Source organism: Nocardia sp. XZ_19_231, assembly GCF_015355705.1.
GTDB lineage: Bacteria > Actinomycetota > Actinomycetes > Mycobacteriales > Mycobacteriaceae > Nocardia > Nocardia salmonicida.
In genome coordinates this window covers 767,326-792,692 of record NZ_JACUZI010000002.1, presented here as the reverse complement: position 1 = coordinate 792,692, position 25,367 = coordinate 767,326, and the positions used below count along the sequence as shown (strand labels likewise).

At 68.3% G+C, this 25,367-nt stretch carries 23 protein-coding genes and 1 pseudogene; 12 read left to right on the top strand and 12 right to left on the bottom strand.

Annotated features, from left to right (window positions below; genetic code table 11):
- Nucleotides 1–158: 158 nt before the first annotated feature.
- The 4 genes from IBJ82_RS10995 to pdxH all read right to left on the bottom strand — a co-directional run bounded on the left by IBJ82_RS10995 (nt 159) and on the right by pdxH (nt 4,211).
- Nucleotides 159–518, bottom strand: coding sequence for an FKBP-type peptidyl-prolyl cis-trans isomerase (locus IBJ82_RS10995; RefSeq protein ID WP_194825802.1), 360 nt, complete (start codon nt 516–518; stop codon nt 159–161).
- Between the two features lie 64 nt (nt 519–582).
- Nucleotides 583–1,896 (bottom strand): citrate synthase, encoded by a 1,314-nt coding sequence (locus IBJ82_RS10990; RefSeq protein ID WP_082843607.1) that lies wholly within the window; start codon nt 1,894–1,896, stop codon nt 583–585.
- Nucleotides 1,897–2,154: 258 nt separating this feature from the next.
- Entirely contained in the window at nt 2,155–3,438 is a 1,284-nt protein-coding gene (locus IBJ82_RS10985; protein ID WP_370585260.1) for an MFS transporter, read from the bottom strand.
- 68 nt (nt 3,439–3,506) lie between these two features.
- Complete coding sequence (gene pdxH / locus IBJ82_RS10980; protein WP_194825801.1) at nt 3,507–4,211, bottom strand: pyridoxamine 5'-phosphate oxidase; 705 nt, start codon at nt 4,209–4,211, stop codon at nt 3,507–3,509.
- A 76-nt stretch (nt 4,212–4,287) separates the two neighbouring features.
- Between pdxH and IBJ82_RS10975 the strand changes: the two genes are divergently transcribed.
- Complete coding sequence (locus tag IBJ82_RS10975; protein ID WP_194825800.1) at nt 4,288–5,412, top strand: citrate synthase 2; 1,125 nt, start codon at nt 4,288–4,290, stop codon at nt 5,410–5,412.
- Nucleotides 5,413–5,562: 150 nt separating this feature from the next.
- A complete protein-coding gene (locus tag IBJ82_RS10970) occupies nt 5,563–6,429 on the top strand; it encodes a polysaccharide deacetylase family protein (RefSeq protein WP_370585259.1) in 867 nt (288 codons plus the stop codon).
- Nucleotides 6,430–6,459: 30 nt separating this feature from the next.
- Here the strand turns inward: IBJ82_RS10970 and IBJ82_RS10965 are convergent, their stop codons facing one another.
- Together IBJ82_RS10965 and IBJ82_RS10960 are read right to left on the bottom strand one after the other, a co-directional pair.
- A complete protein-coding gene (locus IBJ82_RS10965) occupies nt 6,460–7,098 on the bottom strand; it encodes a hypothetical protein (RefSeq protein WP_194825799.1) in 639 nt (212 codons plus the stop codon).
- 58 nt (nt 7,099–7,156) lie between these two features.
- Complete coding sequence (locus IBJ82_RS10960) at nt 7,157–7,828, bottom strand: TetR/AcrR family transcriptional regulator (RefSeq protein ID WP_228536835.1); 672 nt, start codon at nt 7,826–7,828, stop codon at nt 7,157–7,159.
- Nucleotides 7,829–7,910: 82 nt separating this feature from the next.
- On the opposite strand from IBJ82_RS10960, the gene IBJ82_RS10955 reads away from it, so the two are divergent.
- The 4 genes from IBJ82_RS10955 to IBJ82_RS10940 all read left to right on the top strand — a co-directional run bounded on the left by IBJ82_RS10955 (nt 7,911) and on the right by IBJ82_RS10940 (nt 12,435).
- On the top strand, nt 7,911–9,035 hold the full coding sequence (locus tag IBJ82_RS10955) for an NAD(P)/FAD-dependent oxidoreductase (protein WP_194825797.1): 1,125 nt from the start codon (nt 7,911–7,913) through the stop codon (nt 9,033–9,035).
- 95 nt (nt 9,036–9,130) lie between these two features.
- Nucleotides 9,131–10,252, top strand: a complete 1,122-nt coding sequence (gene serC, locus IBJ82_RS10950; RefSeq protein WP_056818606.1) for a phosphoserine transaminase — start codon at nt 9,131–9,133, stop codon at nt 10,250–10,252.
- Between the two features lie 313 nt (nt 10,253–10,565).
- Nucleotides 10,566–11,582 (top strand): septation protein SepH, encoded by a 1,017-nt coding sequence (gene sepH, locus IBJ82_RS10945; RefSeq protein WP_194825796.1) that lies wholly within the window; start codon nt 10,566–10,568, stop codon nt 11,580–11,582.
- 121 nt (nt 11,583–11,703) lie between these two features.
- A complete protein-coding gene (locus IBJ82_RS10940) occupies nt 11,704–12,435 on the top strand; it encodes a hypothetical protein (protein ID WP_194825795.1) in 732 nt (243 codons plus the stop codon).
- 3 nt (nt 12,436–12,438) lie between these two features.
- On the opposite strand, the gene IBJ82_RS10935 is transcribed toward IBJ82_RS10940, so the two are convergent.
- Both IBJ82_RS10935 and IBJ82_RS10930 read right to left on the bottom strand, forming a co-directional pair.
- On the bottom strand, nt 12,439–12,738 hold the full coding sequence (locus IBJ82_RS10935) for a DUF2537 domain-containing protein (RefSeq protein ID WP_194825794.1): 300 nt from the start codon (nt 12,736–12,738) through the stop codon (nt 12,439–12,441).
- The gene (locus IBJ82_RS10930; RefSeq protein ID WP_194825793.1) at nt 12,735–13,538 is read right to left on the bottom strand and encodes an RNA methyltransferase; all 804 of its coding nucleotides are present in this window, start codon (nt 13,536–13,538) and stop codon (nt 12,735–12,737) included. Before IBJ82_RS10930 ends, IBJ82_RS10935 begins: the two co-directional genes overlap by 4 nt.
- Nucleotides 13,539–13,563: 25 nt before the next feature.
- Between IBJ82_RS10930 and IBJ82_RS10925 the strand changes: the two genes are divergently transcribed.
- On the top strand, nt 13,564–13,956 hold the full coding sequence (locus tag IBJ82_RS10925; RefSeq protein WP_194825792.1) for a YccF domain-containing protein: 393 nt from the start codon (nt 13,564–13,566) through the stop codon (nt 13,954–13,956).
- A gap of 9 nt (nt 13,957–13,965) precedes the next feature.
- On the opposite strand, the gene IBJ82_RS10920 is transcribed toward IBJ82_RS10925, so the two are convergent.
- Nucleotides 13,966–14,403, bottom strand: coding sequence for a MarR family transcriptional regulator (locus IBJ82_RS10920; protein WP_194825791.1), 438 nt, complete (start codon nt 14,401–14,403; stop codon nt 13,966–13,968).
- Nucleotides 14,404–14,465: 62 nt separating this feature from the next.
- Here IBJ82_RS10920 and IBJ82_RS10915 point away from each other — a divergent pair, with 62 nt between their 5' ends.
- Nucleotides 14,466–14,726, top strand: a complete 261-nt coding sequence (locus IBJ82_RS10915; RefSeq protein ID WP_194825790.1) for a DUF2530 domain-containing protein — start codon at nt 14,466–14,468, stop codon at nt 14,724–14,726.
- Here the strand turns inward: IBJ82_RS10915 and IBJ82_RS10910 are convergent.
- On the bottom strand, nt 14,723–16,747 hold the full coding sequence (locus IBJ82_RS10910; RefSeq protein ID WP_194825789.1) for a neutral/alkaline ceramidase: 2,025 nt from the start codon (nt 16,745–16,747) through the stop codon (nt 14,723–14,725). The genes IBJ82_RS10915 and IBJ82_RS10910 overlap by 4 nt on opposite strands.
- Between IBJ82_RS10910 and IBJ82_RS10905 the strand changes: the two genes are divergently transcribed.
- Nucleotides 16,698–17,492, top strand: a complete 795-nt coding sequence (locus IBJ82_RS10905; protein ID WP_370585258.1) for a TetR/AcrR family transcriptional regulator — start codon at nt 16,698–16,700, stop codon at nt 17,490–17,492. The genes IBJ82_RS10910 and IBJ82_RS10905 overlap by 50 nt on opposite strands.
- Nucleotides 17,493–17,504: 12 nt before the next feature.
- Here the strand turns inward: IBJ82_RS10905 and IBJ82_RS10900 are convergent, their stop codons facing one another.
- Entirely contained in the window at nt 17,505–20,798 is a 3,294-nt protein-coding gene (locus IBJ82_RS10900) for a sacsin N-terminal ATP-binding-like domain-containing protein (RefSeq protein WP_194826210.1), read from the bottom strand.
- A 377-nt stretch (nt 20,799–21,175) separates the two neighbouring features.
- Nucleotides 21,176–21,997 (bottom strand): annotated as a pseudogene (locus tag IBJ82_RS34620) (DUF3027 domain-containing protein); the annotation flags it as partial.
- Nucleotides 21,998–22,005: 8 nt separating this feature from the next.
- On the opposite strand from IBJ82_RS34620, the gene IBJ82_RS10890 reads away from it, so the two are divergent.
- The 3 genes from IBJ82_RS10890 (at nt 22,006) to IBJ82_RS10880 (ending at nt 25,330) form a co-directional block, all read left to right on the top strand.
- Nucleotides 22,006–22,782: a glutaminyl-peptide cyclotransferase gene (locus tag IBJ82_RS10890; protein WP_194825787.1), complete on the top strand. Its 777-nt coding sequence runs from the start codon at nt 22,006–22,008 to the stop codon at nt 22,780–22,782.
- Nucleotides 22,783–22,904: 122 nt separating this feature from the next.
- A complete protein-coding gene (locus IBJ82_RS10885) occupies nt 22,905–24,803 on the top strand; it encodes an MFS transporter (RefSeq protein ID WP_194825786.1) in 1,899 nt (632 codons plus the stop codon).
- Nucleotides 24,800–25,330, top strand: a complete 531-nt coding sequence (locus tag IBJ82_RS10880; protein ID WP_194825785.1) for a DUF2771 domain-containing protein — start codon at nt 24,800–24,802, stop codon at nt 25,328–25,330. The genes IBJ82_RS10885 and IBJ82_RS10880 overlap by 4 nt, the downstream gene beginning before the upstream one ends.
- The last annotated feature ends 37 nt before the right edge of the window (nt 25,331–25,367 follow it).

Sequence of the window (25,367 nt, the reverse complement as noted above, 5' to 3'; positions counted from 1 at the left end):
CTGTCATGGACAACGCATTGGAAACGAATCACACGGGAGCCATAGGGGCTCCGTCATACGCGGGGCACATTACCCGGCGGCTCGAGAGGCCGAGCTCTTGCCCCTGAAACGGCAACGGCCCGTGTCTCCCTGGGGAGACACGGGCCGAGAAACCGGTATCAGTTCGCGTTGAGCAGGTCGATCACGAAGACCAGGGTCTTGCCGGAGAGGGCGTGGCCCGAGCCGGCGCCGCCGTAGGCGAGCTCCGGCGGGATGACCAGCTGACGACGGCCGCCGACCTTCATGCCGGGGATGCCGTCCTGCCAGCCCTGGATCAGGCCGCGCAACGGGAAGGTGATGGATTCGCCGCGATCCCAGGAGGAGTCGAACTGCTCACCGTTATCGAACTCGACGCCGACGTAGTGCACCTCAACGGTGCCACCGGGCACCGCTTCCTTGCCTTCGCCCTCGATGAGGTCGGTGATGATGAGCTCGGTGGGCGCGGGGCCCTCCTGGAATTCGATCTCCGGCTTGGTCATGCGGGCTATCCCCTTCGATAGATTGCTGTACCCAACAAGTTTGACGACAACAGCTGGTTCGAAACTAGCGGTTGTCGATCGCACGATAGTCGCGTTCACCGTAGCCGGTGTAGATCTGACGCGGGCGGCCGATCTTCAGCGGCTCGGAGTGCATCTCACGCCAGTGCGCGATCCAGCCCGGCAGGCGGCCCATCGCGAACAGCACGGTGAACATGCGGGTGGGGAAGCCCATGGCGCGGTAGATGACGCCGGTGTAGAAGTCGACGTTCGGGTACAGGCGACGCGAGACGAAGTAGTCGTCGGTGAGGGCGGCCTCTTCGAGCTGCTTGGCGATATCGAGCAGCTGGTCGTCGCCACCGATCTTCGACAGGATCTTGTCGGCGGCCTGCTTGACCAGTGTCGCGCGCGGGTCGTAGTTGCGGTAGACGCGGTGCCCGAAGCCCATGAGCTTCACGCCGTCTTCCTTGTTCTTGACCTTGCGGATGAATTCCTTGACGTCGCCGCCGCTGGCCTTGATCTCGTCGAGCATCTCGAGCACGGCCTGGTTGGCGCCGCCGTGCAGCGGGCCCCAGAGTGCGTTGATGCCACCGGACACCGAGGTGAACAGGTTGGCGTCGGAGGAGCCGACGAGGCGCACGGTCGAGGTGGAGCAGTTCTGCTCGTGGTCGGCATGCAGGATCAGCAGCATGTCGAGCGCGGCGGCGACCTCGGGGTCGACCTCGTAGGGCTCAGCCGGGAAGCCGAAGGTCATCCGCAGGAAGTTCTCGACCAGCGACAGCGAGTTGTCGGGGTAGAGGAACGGCTGACCGACCGACTTCTTGTACGAGTACGCCGCGATGGTCGGCAGCTTCGCCAGCAGGCGGATGGTCGACAGCTCGACCTGCTCGGGATCGCGCGGATCCAGCGAGTCCTGGTAGTACGCCGACAGCGCGTTCACCGCGGACGACAGCACCGGCATGGGGTGCGCGTTGCGCGGGAAGCCGTCGAAGAACCGCTTCAGGTCCTCGTGCAGCAGGGTGTGGCGACGGATGCGATCGGTGAAGTCGTCGAGCTGTGCCTGGGTCGGCAGCTCGCCGTAGATGAGCAGGTAGCTGACCTCGATGAAGGTCGAGCGGCCCGCCAGCTGGTCGATCGGGTAACCGCGGTAGCGCAGGATGCCCGCTTCACCGTCGATGTAGGTGATGGCCGACTTGGTCGACGCGGTGTTCATGAAACCGGGGTCATAGGTGACGTAACCGGTGCTGGCCAGCAGCTTGCCCAAGTCGAGCCCGTCGTTACCCTCCGCGGCCTTGGTGACCGAGATCGGGAACTCGCCACCGGGGTACTGGAGTACCGCCTTGGCGTCTTCGGTGACGTTGGTGATGTTCTCAGCGGGCACGGAAGGATCCCTCTCAGGCTAGAACCGTAGGCACCGATGCGGTCGGCACAGGTGCGCTTGCGCTAACGCTAGCTGTTGTTCGGTCAGGACGAGCAATCAGGGTTGCCCTGTCCTGTTCTCACACCGGCCACGTGTGGCGGTGAGGTCGACGCAGGGCCGGGGACCTGCGCCGATCCCGTTTTCCGCACCCTCGACGCGGCGGTGTCGAACGATTGCCCGGCGTGCGGAGCCGATGCTTGAATCCGATTGCCGCACAAGTCAATTCGCGGCCACGGTCGACGGTGCACGAGTGACGCGGTAGCGAACGAAGGCGGGGAACGCCAGCGCGGCGAGCACTACTCCGATCACCACCAGGACGCCGCCGCCGGCAGCCGCTACAGCAGTACCCATGCTGGCTGCGGCGAAACCGTGGGCAACGTCACCGATCCGCGGCCCACCTGCGACGACCACGATGAACACGCCCTGCAGTCGCCCGCGCATCTCGTCGGTGGACACAGTGAGCAACATGGCCGTGCGGAACGCCGCCGAGACCATGTCGACCGCGCCGCCGAACGCCAGGAAGGCCACCGCGATCCACAGCCACACGCCCAGTCCGAACCAGTGCCCGGCCAAACCCACCGCGAGCCCGAAGCCGACCATCGCCACACCCCACAGCGCGATGCACACGATCACCGCCAGCCCCTGCCTGCGCACCCGGGGTATCCACCCGGAGAACACGCCGCCGATCACCGAACCCGCCGCGATGGCCGCGAACAGCAGGCCGAGCGCCACCCCGCCCTCGGCCGGATCGTGGAAGGTCTCGTGCGCGATCTGCGGGAACAGCGCGCGCGGCATGCCGAACACCATGGCGATGATGTCGACGACGAACGACGCGAGCAGGATCCGCTGGCCCCCGAGATAGCGGAAACCGTCGAGTACGGCGCGCAGCCCGGCCCGGCGCTGCTCACCGGTCGGCGGGAAGGCGGGCAGCCGCCACACCGCCCACAGCGTCGCGAGCAGGGCGATCGAGTCGATGAGATACAGCATCGGCAGGCCGATCACGGGGATCAGTACACCGGCCAGCACCGGTCCCGCGATCATGCCGACGTTCTGCACGGTCATGCTCAGCGAACTGGCCGAGGCCATCTGCTCCGGCGGCAGCAATCGGGCGATGAGGGCGCTGCGGGTGGGCTGGTTGACCGCGAAGAACGCCTGCTGGGTGGCGAACAACCCGAGCACCAGCCACACATTGTTCAGGCCGAGCGCGGCCTGCACCCAGAACGCGACCGCGGTCAGACCGGTGCCCGCTGTGGTGAAGACGAGCAGGGTGCGCCGGTCCATCACATCAGCGAGCGCACCACCCCAGAGTCCGAACACCACCAGCGGGACCAGGCCGAACAAACCGGCCAGGCCCACGTAGCCGGAGCTGCCGGTGATCTGGAACAGCTGCTGCGGTACCGCGACCACCGAGAGCTGCGCGCCGATGACGGTGACGATATTGGTCGTCCACAACCTGCGATAGTCGCGATTACGCAGGGGTTCGGTGTCGGCGAGCAGCTTCACTCGGCGCAGATTAGCTACTGCGACACGGTCATCCCATGTTTGCGCGCAGTGACATCGGCCACCACCGGTTACGGCTGCAAGCGTTCGATCGTTGTGGTCTGCCCGTCGATCCGCACGACGATCCGGTTGTGCAATCTGCCGTGCCTGCCCTGCCAGAACTCCACCTCGTCGGGGCGCAGCAGGTAACCGCCCCAGAACGGGGGCACGGGGATGTCGTCGACCTCGGCGAAACGCGCCGTCGTCTCGGCCAGCACGCGATCGAGTTCGGCCCGCGAGGACACCGGCCGCGACTGCTGTGAAGCCCACGCACCCAGCCGTGACTCCCGTGGCCGCGCCGCCCAATAGGCCGCGGTCACCTCGGCCGACACTCGCTCGGTCACGCCGCGCACATGCACCTGCCTGGCCAGCGCGGGCCAGACGAAGCTCGCCGCCGCGTACGGATCGGCGGCGAGCTGGGCGCCCTTGGCCGAGTCGTAGTTCGTATAGAAGGTGACGCCCTCGGGCGAGAGTCCTTTGCACAGGACCGTGCGCGCCACCGGTCGCGGCGCGGGACCGGTCAGCGAGACGGTGGCCAGCACCATCGCGTTGGGTTCGGCGACTCCGGCGCCTCGCGCCTGCTCGATCCAGCTGCGCAGCAACGGTTCCCAGCCACCGGCCACCCAGGTCTCGTCGAGATCGGGTTCGGTGGCCGCGACGATCAGGGGATTGCCGTAGTCGACACGCATCGCGGCGAGGTCGGGCGCGGTGGTCGCGGCGGGGTCCAGGTCACGCATAGGGGCGAGATTACTCCGCGGTACGTCCGGGTCTAGGGTTCAGAAATATCGGCATGCCCCTGCAAGGAGAGTCACCATGACTACCAGCTCGGTACCACAGGATTTCGTCAGCGGATTGGAAGGCGTGGTGGCCTTCACCACCGACATCGCCGAGCCGGACAAGGACGGCGGCGCGCTGCGATATCGCGGCGTCGACATCCAGGATCTGGTCACTGACCAGGTGACTTTCGGCGATGTGTGGGCCTTGCTCGTCGACGGTGAGTTCGGCCGCGGCCTGCCGCCCGCCGAGCCGTTCCCGCTGCCGGTGCACACCGGCGATGTGCGCGTCGACGTGCAGGCCGGCCTGGCCATGCTCGCCCCGATCTGGGGCTACGAGCCGCTGCTCGACATCGACGACGAGACCGCCCGCGAGAACCTCGCCCGCGCCTCGGTGATGGCGCTGTCGTATGTGGCGCAGTCCGCCCGCGGCATCTATCAGCCCGCCGTTCCGCAGCGCAAGATCGACGAGTGCGACACCGTCACCGAGCGGTTCATGACTCGCTGGAAGGGTGACCCGGACCCACGCCACACCGAGGCGATCGACGCCTACTGGGTGTCGGCGGCCGAGCACGGCATGAACGCCTCTACCTTCACCGCCCGCGTGATCGCCTCCACCGGCGCCGACGTGGCGGCGTCGCTGTCCGGTGCGATCGGCGCCATGTCCGGCCCGCTGCACGGCGGCGCCCCGGCTCGCGTGCTGCCGATGATCGAGGCCGTCGAGAAGTCCGGTGACGCGCGTGCGCTGGTCAAGGGCATCCTCGACCGCAAAGAGAAGCTGATGGGCTTCGGCCACCGCGTGTACCGCGCCGAAGACCCGCGCGCCCGCGTGCTCCGCGCCACCGCCCAGCGCCTCGACGCTCCCCGCTTCGAGGTGGCCGCCGCGCTGGAGCAGGCCGCACTGGCCGAGCTGCGTGAGCGTCGCCCGGATCGCGCCATCGAGACCAACGTCGAATTCTGGGCCGCGGTGATCCTCGACTTCGCCGAGGTCCCGGCGCACATGATGCCCGCGATGTTCACCTGTGGTCGGACCGCTGGCTGGTGCGCGCACATCCTCGAGCAGAAGCAGCTGGGCAAGCTGGTCCGCCCCGCAGCGATCTACACCGGGCCCGGCCCGCGCACCCCGAACGAAGTTCCGGGCTGGTCCACCATCTCGCAGCACTGAGTCGGCTGAACCGGGCGCCGGATCATCGACGCCCGGTTCACTCTCAGCTACTTGCTATATCTAACGATTGACCTGCGCACATGCACCCAACGCGCGCAGGGGTCGGGTCAGCGATAACATCCCAGCGAATATGTTCGTTAGGGGTGGATTGTGGACAGCAACGGTTTGTCGCGGCGTCGACTGTTCGGCGCCTGCGCCGCTCTGACCGCCGGTTTCGCCACGGGATGCGCTGTCGCACAAGGCGATTCCGTTGCTTCCGAGGTGACGAGCCGCACCGTTCCACCGCCTGCCGCACACGCGATCGCCACTCCCCAGGCTGTGCTGCCTCATTCTCCTGCCCAGGTAGCGGCCCGGCACGCAGGCACGATCCCGCATCAGTGGGGCGTCGACCTGCCTGGCATCACCAGCAGCTTCCCCGCGGGCGGCAAACAGTTCGCGCTCACTCTCGACGCGTGCGGCGGGCCCGGCAACAGTGATATCGACCAGGCGCTGATCGACCTGCTGATCGCCGAGCAGGTGCCTGCCACCCTGTTCCTCAACAAACGGTGGGTCGATGCCGATCCGGGTCGGGTGCAGCGGCTCGCCGCGAATCCACTGTTCGAGCTGGCCAATCATGGGTCCGCGCACAAACCACTGTCGGTTTCGGGGCGCTCGGCCTACAGGATCGCGGGCACGGGTTCGGCCGAGGAGGCCGCGTACGAGGTGTGGGACAACCATCAGCGGCTCACCGAACTCACCGGCCGCGCGCCCCGATTCTTCCGCGCGGGCACCGCCCACTACGACGAGGTGGCGGTCGCGATCGTCAACGAATTGGGTGAGATCCCACTGGGTTTCACCGTGAATGTCGACTTCGGCGCGACTGCGTCATCAGCCCAGGTCACGCGCGCCATGAGCGCGGCAGCTCCCGGTGGTATCGCCCTGGCCCACATGCACCGCCCGCGCTCGGGTACCGCCGCGGGCATGGCCGCCGCACTCCCGGCCCTGCGCGCCGCGGGCTTCACCTTCGTCCACCTCTGACGAGTCGGCACGCCTCCACCGGGCGAGGCGCTAGCGAGTCAGCGCCTCGAAGTCGAGCGCGACCGAAGCTCCCCGATCGACGGTGAAAAACGCGGCCGCCAACCGGGTCCCGAGTTCGATCTGCCCGACCACCGACAGCGGCACCGGCTGAATCAACCGCACCCGCCACGGCAGCGGCTCGTCCCAGGCCCGCATCTCCAGATCGAGCCGGAGCACCGGATCATCGCGCCCCGTGTAATCGGCCGCGATCGGCGCCACCGCGAGCACCGTCGCCTCGGCCCGCCGCCCATTCGCCAAGATCTTGGCCGCCGCCTTACGCCCCGACTCCGGCACCTCGGGCACGAACAGCACCACTCGCTCCCGGTCCCCGGGGTCTACTCGACAGCCGACCACGTCGCCGGTCTGCATCCACTCCAGATCCTGGCTACGCACCCGCTGCCGGACCCGCGCGTCGTAGGCCAACTCCCCCGACACCGAAACCCGCACGCTGAATCGGTACCCGCCCTCCCCGCGCCGAGTCCGCACCGACAACACACTCGCCATCGCGGGCAGCCCCCTGATCAGCAGTTCCCGCCTGCCGCTCTCCGACAGCAACCCCGGCCGCCTCCCGAACGCCCAGGCACACCGGTCGAGCAGGGTCCGACCCGAGTCGGCCACAACGAGGCTCATGGCAGAAGAGTAATGCGAACGCCCTTCGCGCAAGGGCAAATCCCCCGCACCCGCGCGGTCAGCCGAGGGCGGCGATTCCGGCGAGGATGAAATCGATTCCGGCGAGGAATTGTTCGCGGTCGTCGTGCTCGCGCAGCTGCTCGGCGATCTGATGGGCGAACGGGAATTCCGCCGGATCGTGCTGAGTCCAGCGGGCGGCCACGGCCGCGAGGAAGGCCGAGCGGTCACCCTCGGGCACATCGAGTCGAGCGTTCGCCGCGTTCTGCCCCGCGACGCCGAGGATGTAGTTCACCAGCGCGGACGCGGCATAGAACAGGGACCGCTCGGGGACATCGAGTATCCGCAACTGCGCGCCGACGCGCTCGTAGATCCGCAGCATCGCCAGCTGCCACGGCACCCGGACGAGCTGGGCGCCCACCCACGGATGGGCGTCGATCGCGTCGAACATCCCGAGCGCGACGGCACGGATCGCGGCGAAGGGCTCCGCAGTGTCGTCCGAGCTGGCGAGGACGCGGGCGATGACGTCGTCGGACGCGGCGACGAGCAGATCGCCCTTGTTCTCGACATGCCAGTAGATCGCCCCGCTGCCGGTCTCCAGACGCGAAGCCAGGGCGCGGAACGTGAGCGCGCGCTCGCCGTCGGCGTCGAGGATCTCGATCGCGGCGTCCACGATCCGCTGCTTCGACAGCGCGTCGGAGCGTCGAGTGGTCCGTGGGGGACGTGTCACCATGCACACCATCTTGACACTTCTGGAACACCGTTCCAAACTAGATCAATGGAACGCCGTTCCAGAATGCGGAAAGGGAATCGCTATGACGACAGCGGTCACGATCATCGGCGCCGGCCTCGGCGGCCTCACGCTCGCCCGAGTCCTCCATGTGCACGGCATCGCCGCGACGGTCTACGAAGCCGAGCCGTCAGCGGGCGCTCGCACCCAGGGCGGCCAGCTCGACATCCACGAACACGACGGCCAATTCGCCCTCGCCGCGGCGGGCCTCACCGCCGAGTTCCACGCGATCATCCACGAGGGCGGCGCGGCCTCCCGGATCCTCGACCGGCACGGCGAGCTGCTCCTCGACGAGCCCGACGACGGCAGCACCGGGCGGCCCGAAGTCCTGCGTGGCGACCTGCGACGCATCCTGCTCGACGCCCTGCCCGCGGGCACGGTCCAGTGGGGCAAGAAACTGAACGAAGTCACCGCCGTCGGCGACGGTCATCACGAGTTGACGTTCGCCGACGGTTCGATCGTGCGCACCGAGCTCCTCGTCGGCGCCGACGGCGCCTGGTCGCGGATCCGCCCACTGCTCTCGGCGGCGCGACCCGAATACGCGGGCGCCGTCTTCGTCGAGACCTACCTCTACGACGTCGACAGCCGGCACCCGATGGCGGCAGCGGTGGTAGGCGACGGTGGCATGTTCGCGCTCGCACCGGGCAATGGCATCTCCGCGCACCGCGAGGCGGGCGATGTCATCCACACCTATGCCGAGCTCGCCCGCCCCGCCGACTGGCTCGACGGCATCGACTTCACCGACCCCACCGCCGCGCTCGCCCGGGTGGCAGCCGAATTCGCCGGGTGGGCGCGCGAACTCACCGCGCTGCTCACCGACGGCGACACCCCGCCGGTCCCGCGCACGATCAACACGCTGCCCACCGGCCACCGCTGGGATCGCGTCCCCGGCGTGACCCTGCTCGGCGACGCCGCGCACCTGGCGCCCCCGGCCGGCGAGGGCGCCAACCTCGCCATGCTCGACGGCGCCGAACTCGCCATGGCGATCGCCGCGCACCCCGGTGACGTCGAAGCCGCGCTCACCGCCTACGAAGCGGCGCTGTTCCCCCGTAGCGCGAGGGCGGCCGAGGACGCGCACCAGATCCTCGACCTGTGCGTCGGCGACAGCGCGCCGTTCGGATTGGTCGACTTCATGACCGGCGTTTCCTGAACAACCGTGACGAACGCGAGTGGGCCGCCTCACAGCCTCTTCCCGACCCGCCCCCGTGCGCGTACGAGCTTCGGCGGACCACTAAACTCGCCCCCATGACCAGTGCGTTCCCGACAATTCCCGCTGACCTCAAGCCCGCCGACGGACGGTTCGGCTGCGGCCCCTCCAAGGTCCGCCCGGAGCAGCTGCAGTCCCTGGTGACTGTCGGCGCCTCGGTCTTCGGCACCTCGCATCGCCAGAAGCCGGTCAAGGACGTGGTCGCCCGCGTTCGCAACGGCCTGCGTGAGCTGTTCTCCCTGCCCGACGGCTACGAGGTCGTGCTGGGCAACGGCGGCACCACCGCGTTCTGGGATGCCGCCGCCTTCGGCCTCATCCGCGAGCGTTCGCTGCACCTGACCAACGGCGAGTTCTCCTCGAAGTTCGCCTCGGTGGCCAAGGGCAACCCCTTCATCGGCGACCCGATCGTCGTCAAGGCCGAGCCGGGCAGCGCGCCCGAGCCCGTGTCCGACCCCTCGGTCGACCTCATCGGCTGGGCCCACAACGAGACCTCCACCGGTGTGTCCATCCCGGTGTCGCGTCCGGTCGGCTCGGAGAACGCCCTGATCGCCATCGACGCCACCTCCGGCGCGGGCGGTCTGCCGGTGAACATCGCCGACTCCGACGTGTACTACTTCGCCCCGCAGAAGTGCTTCGCCGCCGACGGTGGCCTGTGGATCGCGATCATGAGCCCGGCCGCGCTGGCCCGCGTCGCCGAGATCAAGGAATCGGGTCGCTGGACCCCGGAGTTCCTGTCGCTGCCGATCGCGGTCGACAACTCCTCCAAGGACCAGACCTATAACACCCCGGCGCTGGCCACCCTGCTGCTGTTCGCCGATCAGATCGAGTGGATGAACGCCAACGGCGGCCTCGACTGGACCGTGAAGCGCACCCTGGATTCGTCCTCGCGCCTGTACTCGTGGGCCGAGTCGAGCTCGTTCGCCACCCCGTACGTGTCGAACCCGGCGCACCGCTCGCAGGTCGTGGGCACCATCGACTTCGACGACGCGGTCGACGCGGCCCAGGTCGCCAAGATCCTGCGCGCCAACGGCATCGTCGACACCGAGCCCTACCGCAAGCTGGGCCGTAACCAGCTGCGTGTGGGCATGTTCCCGGCTATCGACCCGGAAGATGTTTCGCAGCTGACCCGTTCGATCGACTGGGTCGTCGGTCAGCTCTGAGATAAGACCGACATCGGGCCGGTGTGCGGCGAACTCTTTCGGTTCGCAGCGCACCGGCCCTTCTTTGTCATGACTGCACACATTCGCAATATTCGCCGAGTTTCGACAGATCTCGGTACCGAGATTTGATGTTGATCTATCACCAAAACCCCTGTACACAAGCCGAATTCGTACGGTGAGCCGCTCAGATTAGCCCCCTGGGCAGCCTTGGCGCGCGATTTAAGTCGTGCGTGTCTGCTGCCACGGCCAAGTAATGTGCACTACTGTCTAGGAAAGTGGGCGGTGTCGTAGCCGACGCGATAGGGAGGTAACGGTGCGTGAACTTCGAGTGATCGGGGTGACGCCCGACTCCACGCACATCGTGTGCAGCGACACCGAGTCCGGTACCAAGTTCCGGTTGCCCGCCGACGACAAGCTCCGCGCGGCGGCGCGCGGCGACCTCGCACGATTCGGCCAGATCGAGATCGAAACGGAGGCGACTATGCGTCCTAAAGATATTCAGGCCCGTATTCGCGCTGGAGCGTCCGTCGAGCAGGTCACGGCGGAGTCCGGGATGCCGGAATCCAAAGTCGAACGATTCGCCTACCCCGTACTGCTCGAGCGCGCCCGCGCCGCCGAACTGGCGCAGAAGGCGCACCCGGTGCGCCCCGACGGCCCCGCGGTGGAAACGCTGCACGAGATCGTCACCGCGGCCTTCACCGAGCGCGGGCACACCATCGAACAGGCCGAGTGGGATGCCTGGAAAGACGAAAAGGGGTTCTGGGTCGCCCAATTGCAGTGGCGCCACGGTCACTCCGAGATCGCCGCGCACTGGCGCTACCAGCCCGACGCGCACGGTGGCTCGGTGTCCCCGCTCGACGATCCGGCCAACGATCTGATCGATCCCGACTTCGGCCGCGCGCTGCGTGGGCTGGCGACGATCCTGCCAACGCCGGTTCCGGCCGCCTCGCCGGTGCCGGAGCCGCCGACTGCGGTGGAGCCGCGTCCGCGCGAGCAGATCGCCGCACCGGCGGCCCGGCCGCAGAGTCGGCCCGCGCCGAACGTGGACGAGTACTACGAGCAGCGTCAGGTCGCGGCAGGCGGTGGGACGGCGGCGATTCCGGCCGCACCCATCCCCACGGCGCCGATTCCCGCTGCCACTCCGAAGCCCGCTGCCCCGATTCCTGCCGTGCCCGCCGCGCCGAGTCAGCCCGCGGCACAACAGGAGAAGCCCGCTGAGGAGCCTGCGGCCGAGAAGCCCGCCCCGAAGCCCGCACGCACCAAGCGCGGTAAGGCGCCCATGCCGTCGTGGGAGGACGTCCTGCTGGGCGTCCGCAGCTCCGGAAACTAACGAACTCTCATCGGGTACGAGCTGACGTAACACGCGCACCTCCGTCAGCCGCCGACGCCGTCGTGCTACCCACCTCGGTCTGGCTTCGACTACGCCCAGTGGCGGACAAGGAGGCGGCACAGTGGCTTCTACGCTCTGGTACGTCGATACCGCTGATCCTGTTGCCGTCCTGAAAGGTCAGGCCGAGGCGGATCCTGTCGCGGCAGCGGCGCTGGCCGGGCAGTTGTATGCCGACCACGATGTTCGGCCGCACATGGTCGGGACGCTGGCCGGGTGCGCCGCACCGGATCGGGACGAGGTCTACATCGGGTGTTATCCGGGACTGACCGTGGTGTGCACGGCCGAGGCCGCGCTGGTTCGGCCGACGAAACTGCCTGATCTGCTGGTGCGACCGCTCGCTTCCGAGCACACCTATCTCGTGTCCTACGACGCGAAACTGCACTGGGGCGCGTTCGCGCATTGGGAGCGCGGCGAATTCCGGCGGTCGTTCAGTTCCACCCGGGTGGACATCCTCGAGAACGAAGGGCTCCCGATGGTGTGGGAGCGAACGTTCTGGGCGGGTGAGCATCCGGTGCCATGGCGGGGTGAGGACCATCCCGAACCGCAGTCGCTGCCGTTCGATCCGCCGGATTTCGCCGACGCCGCCAATGACGAATGGCTCGGTTTCCGCTACCTTGCCCCGGCGGCTCCCGGGCAGCCCTCCCCCGTCGACCTGGCGGTCTGCGGTTTCACGCTGTACCCGAAAGGCCAGGCGCCCGAACAGAAGCAATTGCCGATGGGTCGCCCCGGTGCGGCGACGCGGCGTAAGCGCGGAATCTTCGGGTGGCTGCACGGCGCCGATCGAGTGGTGTGAACCTCAGCTGGTCACAGCGACGATCGCGGCGATCCAGCCCAGCACCACCGCCGCGGCCGCACCGGCCAGCACCCACCGCACCACCGGCGTGAACCGCCATCGCCACGCCGTGGGTGCCACCCCACCCGCCGCCACCACATTCACCCCGATCGCCAGCAGCGGATTGACCGCGGCGAGCGCACAGCCGAAGGCATACACCGCGACCCCGCCGAGCAACGCGACCAGCACGACAACGGTGCCGCCCGCCACCCACGGCACCGAATCCGCTTGCGCCCGATACGGGCCGTCGCATTCCTGGCTCATGACCTGCGCACTCGTTCGTAGAACGCCATCGCCGCCGCGGTCGCGACATTGAGCGAATCGGTGCCGGGTGACATCGGGATCCGCGCACGAATATCGGTGGCGCGCATGGCCTCTTCGGTCAAGCCGGGGCCTTCGGCGCCGAGCAGTAGCGCCACCCGCTCCCCCGTCATCGCCGTCGCCAGATTCACCGCTTCGGGATTCGGCGTCAAAGCGATGATCTGGAAACCCTTGTTCCGCACGAGGTCGAGACCTTCGGGCCACTGCGGCAATCGCGCGAACGGCACCCGGAGCACATGCCCCATCGATACCCGGACCGCCCGTCGATAGAGCGGGTCGGCGCACCGGTCGCCGAACAGCACCGCATCCGCGCCGAGGCCCGCGGCATTGCGGAACATCGAACCCAGGTTCTCGTGATCGTTGACGCCTTCCAGCACCGCCACCGTCCGCGCACCGTCGAGCACCTCGTCAACCGTCAAGTCCGCTGGACGCGGCGCGACGGCGAGCACACCGCGATTGAGATGGAATCCGACCACCTCGGCCATCACCTCCGCACTCGCGCGGTAGTACGGCAGATCCCGATCGGCGAGATCATCGGCGAGGGTCTCGAAGCGTTTCCCGACCCCGAGCAGCGCGTTCGGCGTGAAACGCGAGTCGAGCATCCGCTGCACGACCACGACGCCCTCGGCGATGACCAGGCCTTTGCGGCCCGGCAGGTCCGGCCTGCGGTCGGCATCGGACAGGTCACGGAAGTCGTCGACGCGCGGGTCGGTGGGGTCGTCGATATCGATCACTTCGGCCACCGACTAATCCTGGCATGCTGGAAGCATGAAGATTGTCCAGTTGATCTTGAACGTGCTCTGGGTGGTGCTGTGCGGATTCTGGATGGCACTGGGGTACCTGCTCGCGGCACTGATCTGTTTCATCCTGATCATCACCATCCCGTTCGGGATCGCCTCGCTACGCCTGGCCGGGTACGTGCTGTGGCCGTTCGGACGCACGGTGGTCGACAAACCGAGCGCGGGTGCGGGCTCGCTGATCGGCAATGTGATCTGGTTCATCTTCGCGGGCTGGTGGCTCGCGTTGGGCCATGTGTTCACCAGCATCGCGCTCGCGGTGACGATCATCGGGCTGCCGTTCGCCTGGGCGAATCTCAAGCTGGTGCCGCTGTCATTGTTCCCGCTCGGCCATGACGTGGTGTCGGCCGACGCGGTGCGGTAGGCGAACTGATCACTCCGATTCGGCGACGATCTGGTTCATGATGCCGACGGCTTCCCCGAGCACCGCGATCTGCTCGGGGCGCAGTCCGGCGAGCTGACCGGTCATCCATACCTCGCGGGCATTGGTCTCGTCGGCGATCAGCGCGCGGCCGGCGGGCGAGAGCGAGACGATGATCTGCCTGCCGTCGGTCGGATGCGGGCGGCGTTGGACCAGGTCGAGGTCGGAAAGCGAGGCGATGACGCGGGTCATCGAGGGTGGTTGCACGCGTTCTTTGCCTGCCAGCGCGCCGGGCGTCATCGCGCCATCGCGAGCCAGCGTCGCCAAAGCCGACAGCTGAGTAAGCGAGATCTGCGCGTCGGAACGGCGTCCGCGCAGATGTCTCGTGAGCCGCACGACAGCCAGTGAAAGGTCACCGGCCAGGGAGCGGACGTCCGATGGCGTTGTCACAGTGCAGAACTCTACGGTAAATCCGGCTGGGCTGACGGGTTTCACACCGCTACTGTTTGGGTATGGATGCCGGACCTGTCAGTCCCGAGATACCTCAACTGCCCCGAATCCTGGTCGACCCGCGCCCCGTTGTGCTGGGTGGCTTCGCCCTGTGGGCCATCGCGACGGTGGTCGTATGGATGAACGCGAGCTGGGCCGATGCCCTCCCGGTGTGCCTCATGGGGCTCGTGGTGGGCGTGCTGGGGTCATCGATCTTCCTCGCGCAGCGGCGTTCCGCGCGACGCGGTGACAAGGGCGCCCAGGTGGGACTCGACACCGACTAGGCCACCTCGAATTCGTCACTGGTACCGGTGAGGGGACGGAGCGTGCCGTCGGCGCCCAATACGTCGGCATAGTGCACGAATCGGTGCGTGCCCGGTTCGGCCGCCGCGGGGATATCCCAGGTGAAGCGGGCGATCGAGACCGCGGCGCCCTCTTTGCGCCAGTGGAAACGGACGTCCCACTCGCCCTCGTTGGCTACCCGCGCCCAGCCCGCCGCGGTCTGTCGCTGCACGTGCAGGAAGGTGTCGCCCCGGCGCGGATTGTGCTTCGGGTGGGCCGAGACGAATTCGACCACCGCCTGTTCGCCCCGTCGACAGGACGCGGGCTGGACCAGAACGTCGCCGAAACCACGACCCTGCGGGGTCGCGTCGGGGCCCGGCACGCTGGCGAAGTTCGGCTGCAGCGCGGAGACATCGCGCGGCGCCGGGCCGCGGCCGACCGTCTGCCCCGCCGCGAACGCCTCTGCCAGTCTCGTGAATTCCTGCACATACCCGCACAGCGTGTAGCGGCCGAACAGTGTGGAGGCGCCCTCGTACTGTTGCGCGTCGTACTCCTCCGGCGTGGTGACATATTCGTGGTAGCTGTTCGAATAGCCCTGTAGCAGCACCTGTTCCAGCTCGACGCCGAGTACCGCCGCCACCGCGCGCCGCACGCGCAACCCCGCGACGATCGTGAATTCCCCGCCGGCCGCGGCCAGATACAGGTCGCCGATGCGAACCAGCTGGATCGGCACCACATTGGGCACCCACGGTACCGGCGGCATCAACCCGAGTGGGGCGAAGATCGCTTTGGGGGCCTGGGCGTCGGCGAGCCAGGCGGGGTGCGGATGGTCGATGCCGCCGAGGAAGTCGACCATCGGGTTGCGCACGCCTTCGGGAATCGGGCCGCCGGGCAGGCCGGGGCCGTCCTCGACACTGCCCGCCGCCAGGGAGACGCCCGCCGCGGCCGGGGAGGTGCGCCGCGGGGCGCCGTCGGGGGTGAAGCGGCCGTCGATCGTGAGCGCGGCGAGGTCGATGTAGCAGAGCATCGAGGCGACCTCGGCCTGCTGCGCGGTGCCCCGCGCCGCGGCCTGTTTCGCCGCGTGATGCTGGCGTTCGCCGAGGATCCTGGTGTTGGCGAACTCGTCGGTGGTCGGTCCGTTGCCGGGCGTGAGGCCGAGGTTGGGCGACATGTCACCGGCATTGGTCTGCGCGAAGGCGGCGATGAAGTCGGCGCCGTCGAGGTGGCGGACGCCGTGTTCGAGGTGTTCGGCGGCGTAGCTGGCGTAGCCCTTGTTGTCGGAGCTGATCAGGCGGTTCGCGTTGGTCATCGAGGTGTTATGGGTGGCGAACCAGGTGAGCGCACCGACCTGACGACCATTTCTGGCGAACTCCAACGTGGTCACCGCCGGGTCGATCGCGTCGGGGAAGGCCGCGCGATCGGCGGCCGGATTGCGGTCGAAGGCCACGCGCGAGCGGTTCACGCTGGCGTCGTGCAACTGTGCGCGACCCAGGGTGATGGAACCCGGCGCGAAATCCGCGTCGGCCGCGACGATCGCCTCCACGATCCCGTCGACCTCGGCATCGAAGACCTGCTGCTGAAATCCCATCGTCGCCAGCGTGTAGGCGTAGTCGTGTGCGGAACCACCACAACTGGCGTGGGTGTGCGTGGAGGTGAGGACGACATTTCGTTCGGAATATCGATCACCGAAACGGCGTGCGAGCGCCAGTAGCACCGCGCCGTGGACCGAGCCGAACACCGCACCGTTCTCCACCGCGACGAGTGCGATCCGATTTCCGCGCGCCCCGATCACGAACGCGCGAGCGCGCGGGCGCAGATGAATTCCCGCTGTGGCCTGTTCGAACTGTGAGTAGCCCATCATGCCGCATTCCGCGGCCGGGCCCGTGAGGTCGGCGATACCGAGTCCGAATTCGAATCCATCCGGATTCGCGTGTGCGACCGGCATTCCCATGGTGGAGATGACGGGCAGGGCGGTGGCACTCAGTGCCGAGGCGGCAAGCATCGTGCGGCGGGACAGGGACATCGGGCGACTCCTTCACAACTTCCATTTCGGAGACAACCACATCAACTGGTCAAATGTCCAGAAATTTCTGGCGGACCGGCGAATTGACTGTTCGTGGCGTGGGCGCTTAACTCGCACAGTGTCCTCCCGATTGAGCGTCGAAGAACGACGAGCCCACCTGATCGAGGCAGCGATCGGTCTCGCCGAGAAAAAGGGCGTAGCGGGCGTGACCACGCGCGATGTCGCCCAAGCGGCCGGCGTCTCGTTAGGTGTGGTGCATTACTGTTTCGAAAACAAGGACGCGCTGATGACCGAGCTGGTCAAAGCGCTCGCAATGGAATTGCGCGATTCCGTCGATGCCGATGAATCGGTATGGGAAGACGCCGGAACAGGAAAAGAAGCACTTCAGAAATTGGTGCGCCGCGGTTTGGAACTGATGTGGCGCAACATCGAAGCCACTCCCGAACGACAGTTGCTGACCTACGAGACCACCACCTACGCGCTGCGCGAGGGTGAGTCGACACCGGCCAAGCTGGCGATCGCCCGCGAGCAGTACGGGTTCAACGACAGCACCATCGCCGATATCATCAACCATTGCAGCGAGACGACCGAAACGCGATGGAACACACCGGTGCCGACGCTGAGCCGGTTCATGCTCAATGTGATCGACGGGATCGTGCTGCGGTGGCTGGTCGATGACGACAGCGAATCCGTGCAGGTTCAGCTCGATCTGCTCGCCGAGATGATCACCGCCCACGCGGCATAGGTCGACGCGGAGCTATCCTCGCGGCACCTGCACCTGCACGTGGACGACATCGCCTTCGCACCACCACGGGACGCGAACGGTGCCCGAGAGCGCGCCGCGCAGATGCACTTCGAGAGTCTCGTGCAGGACCAGTTCGCCGGTGGTGTCGCGCGGGGACCACAGTTGGCGCAGCACTACGCCCAAAGGTTCTGCGGCCCAGGTGCTCCGGCGGCCGGTCCCGAGCACCTCGGCGCTGATCTCCTCCGAGACCAGCGGCAGATCGAGCAAGGTGGCCAGCGCTTCGGCGTGTGCCGTGTCGCCGACGACGAGGCGTTGCGGCGGGACGACCAAGCCGAAGCAGGGCTGGTCGAGAACCATGGCGGTGCTCGCGTCGACGACGTCGCCGGACAGGGCGCGGATCTGCTCGGGGAGATCGAGTTCGCGCGGATCGAGGACCCCGGCCGCAACCGCCGCGGCAAGGCGGGCGTTGGTTCGGGCGATCACCTCGGGGGCAGGGGATTTCGACGGATCGGCGAGTGCGTCGAGAAGTTCCTCGGCCAGCTCGGCGGACATGACGTCGGGGCGGACGAGCGCGGGGCGCAGCGCGTCGAGGTCGGTGCCGTCGATGCCGATTGCCGCGAACACCGGTAGGAGCCCGGCGAATTCGTTGTCGTCGGGGTGGTGGAGTCGGCCGAGCGGGATGCCGTCGATGTGGGCGTGGCGGTGCAGCCACCAGGTGGTGTAGCCGTCACGATCGGCGAGCAGCGCGCGGGTGCGTGGCTCGGACAGCAAGTGGCGCAGGGCTTGCGGCCAGCGGTCTTCGTCGACCAGGTCGAGGTCGCGTACCGCGGTGAGCTCACGGGGGTCTTCGGAAAGGCTGTTCCACCAGGACTGTTCGTCGTCGAGGTCGTGGTCGGGGCCGATCGGCTCGGGATCGGTGAGTACCGCGAAGCCCCAGCCGACACCGATCGCGCGCAACGCTTGTTCGCCGTACTCGGCGACGACGGTGTCGGCGATGGTGCCGAAAGGGGCGTCGGGGGTCAGGACTTCGGCGAGCGGCGCACCGGGGAGCAGCAGCTCGTCGGCGGGGCTCAGTTCGCCTGTGTCGTCGGGCAATTCGAGCAGGCCGAGCCAGTCCGGCAGCGAGCCGGCAGAAGCGTAGGGCGCCAGCTGGAGCACGGCGGCGACCGTGTCCGGGTCGGCCGGATCGTGCTCGAGCAGGTCGTGCAGAGCGGGATCGGTGAGCAGGTCGTCCGAACTCGCACTGCGGGCACCCAGGCGACCGAGGAGCGGGTGCGTGGCGTCCGGGTGGACAAGGCGAGCCCAGTGCACCGGCACGGCCACCGTGAGCTGATCATCGAGCACGACGGTCCGCGGGCCGGTGACCAACCGTCCGTCGGTCAGCGGCACGGCCAGCGCGCCGAATTCCTCGGCGGTCCTGGTATCGACCACGAACGGTTCGAGGGTCGCGTAAAACCGCCGCCACCAGCGTGGTTCACGGTGCAAACCGCTAGACAGCTCGGCCAGCGCGGCAGGCCCGAGCCGATGGACGTCGAGGACCGCCAGCTTGTCCTGTCCGGCGCGGCCGGACAGCTCCGGAATCACCAGCGGACCGGTGATCTCGGCCAGGATCGCGGCCAATTCCGTTGTGAGATCGGGAAATACACTCGCCCGGGTGGGCGTGCTACACGGCGAGTCCGCTGCGGCCGGGCGGTACGTGGACGACTCCGCCGACGCGAAAGGGTCGCTGTACGGTGCGGATTCGCCCGGTCCGAACGTCGTTGTGAGGTGATAGCCGTCGCTACCGACGGCTCCGTCTTCGTCAGCCGCGAACAGATCCATGAGGTCTGGAACAGCCTTGCCGACCGGCGTGGATTCATCGGGACCGATGGAGGCTGCGATGCCGCCGGGCGCTGCCGATTCGCCAGTCGTGCCGCTGGTTTCGGCAAGGTCCGGTGCGGGATCCATGGGGTCCCACGAGTCCGCCGGTTCCACGGTGCGGGCGGCACAGACCGGGAGCCAGGGGTTGGTGCGAAGCTCTGTGATCACGGCTTCGCGGAGGAGAGCGTCGGCTTCACTGCGGGCGAAGCCGGGGGTGGGGACCAGGACGAGGCGGTCTCGTGGCGGGAGCGCGCGGGCGAAATCCGCGTAGCCCATTGCCAATTCGGTGACGCGGGCGCCGGGGAGGAGGCGGCGGCGGTCGGGTTGCATGGGGATGTCGGCGACCAGGATCGCGGGGAGGGAGAGTTCCTCGTCGGAGCGGGTGGGGGCGCGCAGGACGTCCGGGGCGGTCGCGACGGGGCGGCCCTCGCGCAGTGGGAGCAGCCAGCGGGCCCTGGGAGTGCGGTACTGCCACCATGTTCGGCGCTTGCCGGACGGGAGGGTGATCGTCAGCTGGGAGAGGGTGCCGGTCTCGTCGGCGACGGTGGTGGCGTCGACCATGGCGGCGTCATCCGTGGCAGCGGCTGTGCCGACCGTAGCGGCGGCGGTGCCAGCCGAGGAGGCGCTAGTGCTAGCCGGACCGGTGGTAGTGCCAGCCGAGGCGGCGGTAGTGCTAGTCGTAGCGGCGATGGTGGCGGTGACGCTCGACCGTGTGGCGTCGGAGCGGATGACATCAGCGGGTCGGGGGTTGGTGGCGAGAATTGTTATTGCGCTGGTGAATTCGTCGGATTCGATTCGGATGCGCTGTAGGGCGGGCAGTTCCAGGAGGAGGTCGGGGGCCTCGGCTCGCATGGCGTCGAGAAGGGCCGTGGCGTCGATGTCGTCGCGGAGGTGGACGACGATCTCGGTGTCGGCGCCCGCGAGTGGGGTGGTCGGCACCGGCCAGGCGAGCCGGAGGACCGGGGGCGCGATGGCCGCCAGGTCGTCGGGGATGCCGATGCCGGTGTCGTGCAAGGCGTTCAGCGTCGCGACGCGGGAGAAGCGGATGGATCCGGTCGTCGACCGGACCTCGATCTCGTCGCCGACGGACCGCACGGCGGTGAAGCCGACGCCGAAGCGGCCCACCTGGGTGGTGTCGGCCTTTCCGGAGGCACGCAGTGCCGTCAGCGCGTGCACACCGGCAACGCTCAACGGCGCACCGGTATTCGCGACGTGCAAACGGCCGTCGAGCACCCGCACGGTCAGCGCGCCCGCGACTCCGGCCTTCGCCGCGGCGTCGGCCGCGTTCTGCGCGAGCTCGGTGAGCAACCGATCCCGGTAGCCCGCGGCCACCAGATCCGCCTCACTGGCACTGTCCTCCCGCAACCGCGTCGGCGAATCCCGCCACGCCGCGAGTACTCCGGCCCGCAGCTGCGCAGTACCGAACGGGTCCCCCGCTCCGTTCAGCGCGACACCGACGATCCGTGCTCACTGGCGTCAGCAGACTCCGCGACCTCGGTGACCGGTGCGGCCTCGGCCGTGATGACCTCTTCGGCCGACTCCGGCAGCGCACCCTCGGCGAGGGCCGAACGCTCGGCGTCCACCGCGGCCACTGCCGCGGCCTCGGCGGTTTCCTGCTGATCGCCCGCCTGCTCGGCCGCGGCCTCGCCGACCGCGGTCAACGCGTCAGCGGAACTCTGGTCAGCCGCGGAGACCGGGGTTGCCGGGTCGGCGGTAATCGTTTCAGCCGCGATCTCGACTACCTCGATCGCCGGGTCGGCGGTCGTCTCGGCGACAACCTCCACTACCGCGGTCGCGGCGTCGGCGGGCACGGCATCCTCGACCGTCGTTGCCGGGTCTTCGGCAGCCACCTGAGCCTCGGCCTCGTCGATCGCCTTCTCCACAGCCGGGCGGACGATCTCGACGAAGTCCACCGCGTGGTCGTCGAACGCCTCGTACAGCGGCGATCCGTTGCCGCTGGGGGCGACCACGTCGGAGTGGGCGCCACAGCCGTAGGCGATGTGGACGACGTGGCCGTCGGCGCCCATCGCATTGCCACAGACGCCGAAGGACTCGCGCAGGGCGCCGGCCAGCGGCAGGTAGAAGCCGCACATGCCGCAGGTCGCCGGAGCGGCCTTGGCCATCTCGGTATCGGGGCCGAACTCGGTGAACCACCGCTCGGCGGCATCGGCGCGTCCTTCGACGCTGAGAACCTGCACGCGGCCGAGACCGACCTCGCGGGCCACCTCGTCGATCACCGGATCACCGGTGGCCACGTAGCCGGGGACGAGGCGGGGGTCGTCGGCGGACGTGGCGAGCAGGTCGCCGGGGCCGAGGTCGCCGGGGCGCACACGCTGGTCCCACGGGATGAAATCGGGGGCGATCAGGGCATCGAGGGCAGGCAACAACGCGGACTCGCTCACCGTCGCGTGGTCGGCCCCGGGGGGCGCGGCGACAACGACGGCCCACTGCCAGCCGCGGTAGCCGGGCAGGGTCGCCTCGAACCGGTGGGTAGCCGCGGTGTCGTCCTCGGCGCTCACCCCCAGATGGACTCCTACCCCGTCAGGTTCCAACGCGACGAGCGCACGACGTGCGACCTCGGCCGCGTCGGCCAGAACGGGACGCACGCCGGACTCCGAAACAGATACTGCGCTCACGGCATACATTTTGCCGTATGAAGTGCAATCGCAGTTCGTTGGCCGTCGCAGTGCTGGTCAGTGTGCTCGGCGCGGGGGCTTGTGGCGGACCTGAGGAGCCAGGTCCGGCGCGGTTGCGCGTCGAGGTGATCGGCTCGTCACCGCACGATCCACAGGCCTTCACCCAGGGCCTGGAAGTGGTCGACGGCATTCGCTACGAGAGCACCGGCATGTGGGGCGTGTCGACCGCGCGGGCCACCGACCAGCGCACGGGCACCGAAACAGCCCGCGTCGACCTGCCCGGCCGGGTGTTCGGCGAGGGCATGACCCGGGCGGGCGCGATCGTCTGGCAGTTGACCTGGCAGGACGGCTTCGCCATCGCCCGCGACCCGGTGACCCTCGCCGAAACCGGTCGCGCCGACTACGAGGGTGAGGGCTGGGGACTGTGCGCGCAGCCACACCGGCTGGTGATGAGCGACGGCACCGGCACGCTCACCTTCCGCGACCCGGTGACCTTCGCGCAGACCGGTTCGGTGACCCTGTCCGGCTATCGCGATCCGAAGCCGAACGAGTTGGACTGCGCCGAAGACGGCACGGTCTACGCGAACAACTACCCGTCGGACGAAATACTGCACATCGATCCCGAGACCGGCCGGATTCTCGCCGTCATCGAGGCGGCCGGGCTGCTCACCCCCACCGAACGAGCGGGCACCGATGTGCTCAACGGCATCGCTCACCTGCCCGGCACCGATCGTTTCCTGCTGACCGGGAAGTACTGGCCGCGCATGTTCGAAGTACGTTTCGTCGAAAAATAGACAAACCTCGGCCATGCGCAGGCTGAGGATCGGCTGTGTAACCGGGCGAATCAAACCGATGTGGCCGACATTGCCGCGGCGCGAGTGAACACGCACAGCCCGAGTGCGACAGAATTGGACTTGTGACTACTCCCCGCGATCCATCCGGTCCCGACCGTGGTCGCCGGGACGGTACCGCCGCCGACCCGCACCCCGGCTACGGGCAGTACCCGCCGCGCGCACCGCGCAAGGTCTTCCCCCGGCCCGAACGGCCGCTGCCCGCCGAGCCGCCCACGGTCCGGTCGAAGAGCCTGTTCCGCCGCAACCGCCCCGTCGACCCCGCCGCCCCGACCACCCCTGTGCCGACAGCGGGAAAAGCCGCACGCGCACCAGCGGAGTATCCGAAGAGCCGACCAGCTCCGCCGCGCAGCGAGCATCCGAGTCCGCCTGCCGACGAGCGGGGCCGACCGGCCGCACCGCGCGACGATCGTTGGCACGCCGACCCGCCGCGTGACGAGCAGCGTCGGCCGATCCCGGATCACGAGGACACCGGCCCGGACGGCACCCGTCCCTTCCCCCGCGACGAAGGCGTCGACGACCCGGTCAACCAGCGCGTCCCGCGCAAACTCACCGTCACCCGCGTCGCCGCCATGCGCAGCCGTGAACTCACCGAACGCGGCATCGCCACCTTCCAGCGCGCCGCGAAGGCCGACGGCGCCGATCAGTCCGGCCTGACCGCGCTCACCTACGCCACCATGGCGAACTTCGCGCTCGACGCCGCGATCGCCGTCGCCCTGGCCAACACCCTGTTCTTCGCCAGCGCCACCGCCGAATCCAAAACCAAGGTGGCCCTGTACCTGCTGATCACCATCGCCCCGTTCGCGCTGATCGCGCCCCTGATCGGTCCGCTGCTCGACCGCCTGCAACGCGGTCGCAGGCTGGCGCTGGCGACGACCTTCGGCCTGCGCGCGGGTTTCGCGCTGCTGTTGATTTTCAACATCGACACCTGGGGCCTGTATCCCCTCGCCCTGTGCATGATGGTCGGCTCGAAATCCTTCGCGGTCCTCAAGAGCGCGGTGACTCCGCGCGTGCTGCCACCGGATATCGACCTGGTCCGCACCAATTCCCGGCTCACCGTCTTCGGCCTGGTCGGCGGCACCATCGGCGCGGGTGCGTTGGCCGCCCTCGCCGCCCTGATCGCCGGTTCCACCGGTGCGTTGCTCTTCGCCACCGGCATCGCCATCGCGGGCGCGTATCTCAGTCTGCGCATTCCGAGCTGGGTCGAGGTGACCGAGGGCGAGGTCCCCGCGACGCTGACCTATCACGGCCCCGATGCCCACACCGAGGTCATCGAACGCGGCCAGGATTCCTCGGTGCCTGCCCGGAAACGGCGTCAGCCGCTGGGCCGAGCCGTGGTCACCGGCCTGTGGGGCAACAGTTCGATTCGTGTGCTCACCGGATTCCTCACCTTCTACATCGCCTTCGTGGCCAAGGGTTCCGGCGGCAGCCCCACCGAGCAGGCGGCGATGCTCGGCCTGGTCGGCGCTGCGGCGGCCCTCGGCAACTTCAGCGGCAATGCGACCGGCGCCCGACTGCAACTGGGCAGACCGTCACCGGTGGTACTCGGCTGCACCGGCGCGTGCGCGGTGGTGGCGCTGTTCGCGGCGTTCACCGGGAACCTGTTCGGCGCCGCCGTGGCCGCGCTGGTGGCCTCGGCGGCCAGCGCGCTCGCGAAGGTATCCCTCGACGCCGCCATCCAGGACGACCTCCCACCGGAGTCGATCGCATCCGGCTTCGGCCGCTCGGAGACCGTGCTGCAACTGAGCTGGGTCATCGGCGGGGCGGCCGGTGTGTTGATGCCGATCGAATACTGGAAGGGTTTCGCCTTGATCAGCGTGATCCTGCTGGCCGGTCTGCTGCAGACGTTCGTCAGCTATACCGGGCACTCGCTGCTGCCGGGTCTGGGCGGCAATCGCCCCCAGCACGTCGAGCAGGAAGTGCCCAACACCCATCCGAGAGGGACAGGAGACCCCACCAGGTGAGCAAGCTCAACGCTCGAACGATCGTCGCGCTGGTCGCGGCCGGACTGTTCGCCGTCGTCGCGGTGACCGCGGGGCTGGTTGCCTTCGCGGTGTCGAAGGCGCCCGCGCACAATCCGCAGCTCACCGCGTACGCGCACGGCACGACCGTCACCGTCGACCCGTTCATGTACTGCACGGTCAGGATGGAGGACTGCCGCTACGGCGAAACCGCGCCGCTCGTCGTCCCCGCCGGTGAACCCGTGCAGCTCTCGCTGCCCGACGCGGTCTCCGAATCGCCCTGGCTCATCCAGCTGATCTACCAGCGCCCCAGCGGCGAACAGCTGGACCGGGTACTCAGTTTCGCCGATTACCCCGACCGCGCAAGGGCATTGACCATCGAGTCGAATCCGGAACCGGGCCTTCGCCTGATCGGCATCGAAGTACAGCTGCCGATCCTGGCCCGCGATATCGCCACCGGCCGGGAAACCTATGTCCCACACGCCGCCTGGTCGATCGTCACTCCTGAACCGGAGCCGCGCGAACCCTGAGCCGGAAAACGAGAACGGCCCCGAACGCATGACGTTC

Coding starts and splice junctions, on each gene's coding strand:
- IBJ82_RS10995 (WP_194825802.1), bottom strand. CDS start 518: ATGACCAAGCCGGAGATCGAATTCCAGGAGGGCCCCGCGCCCACCGAG.
- IBJ82_RS10915 (WP_194825790.1), top strand. CDS start 14,466: ATGGATGCCGGACCTGTCAGTCCCGAGATACCTCAACTGCCCCGAATC.
- IBJ82_RS10925 (WP_194825792.1), top strand. CDS start 13,564: ATGAAGATTGTCCAGTTGATCTTGAACGTGCTCTGGGTGGTGCTGTGC.
- IBJ82_RS10965 (WP_194825799.1), bottom strand. CDS start 7,098: ATGAGCCTCGTTGTGGCCGACTCGGGTCGGACCCTGCTCGACCGGTGT.
- IBJ82_RS10910 (WP_194825789.1), bottom strand. CDS start 16,747: ATGTCCCTGTCCCGCCGCACGATGCTTGCCGCCTCGGCACTGAGTGCC.
- IBJ82_RS10890 (WP_194825787.1), top strand. CDS start 22,006: ATGAAGTGCAATCGCAGTTCGTTGGCCGTCGCAGTGCTGGTCAGTGTG.
- IBJ82_RS10935 (WP_194825794.1), bottom strand. CDS start 12,738: ATGAGCCAGGAATGCGACGGCCCGTATCGGGCGCAAGCGGATTCGGTG.
- serC (WP_056818606.1), top strand. CDS start 9,131: ATGACCAGTGCGTTCCCGACAATTCCCGCTGACCTCAAGCCCGCCGAC.
- IBJ82_RS10960 (WP_228536835.1), bottom strand. CDS start 7,828: ATGGTGACACGTCCCCCACGGACCACTCGACGCTCCGACGCGCTGTCG.
- pdxH (WP_194825801.1), bottom strand. CDS start 4,211: ATGCGTGACCTGGACCCCGCCGCGACCACCGCGCCCGACCTCGCCGCG.
- IBJ82_RS10975 (WP_194825800.1), top strand. CDS start 4,288: ATGACTACCAGCTCGGTACCACAGGATTTCGTCAGCGGATTGGAAGGC.
- IBJ82_RS10955 (WP_194825797.1), top strand. CDS start 7,911: ATGACGACAGCGGTCACGATCATCGGCGCCGGCCTCGGCGGCCTCACG.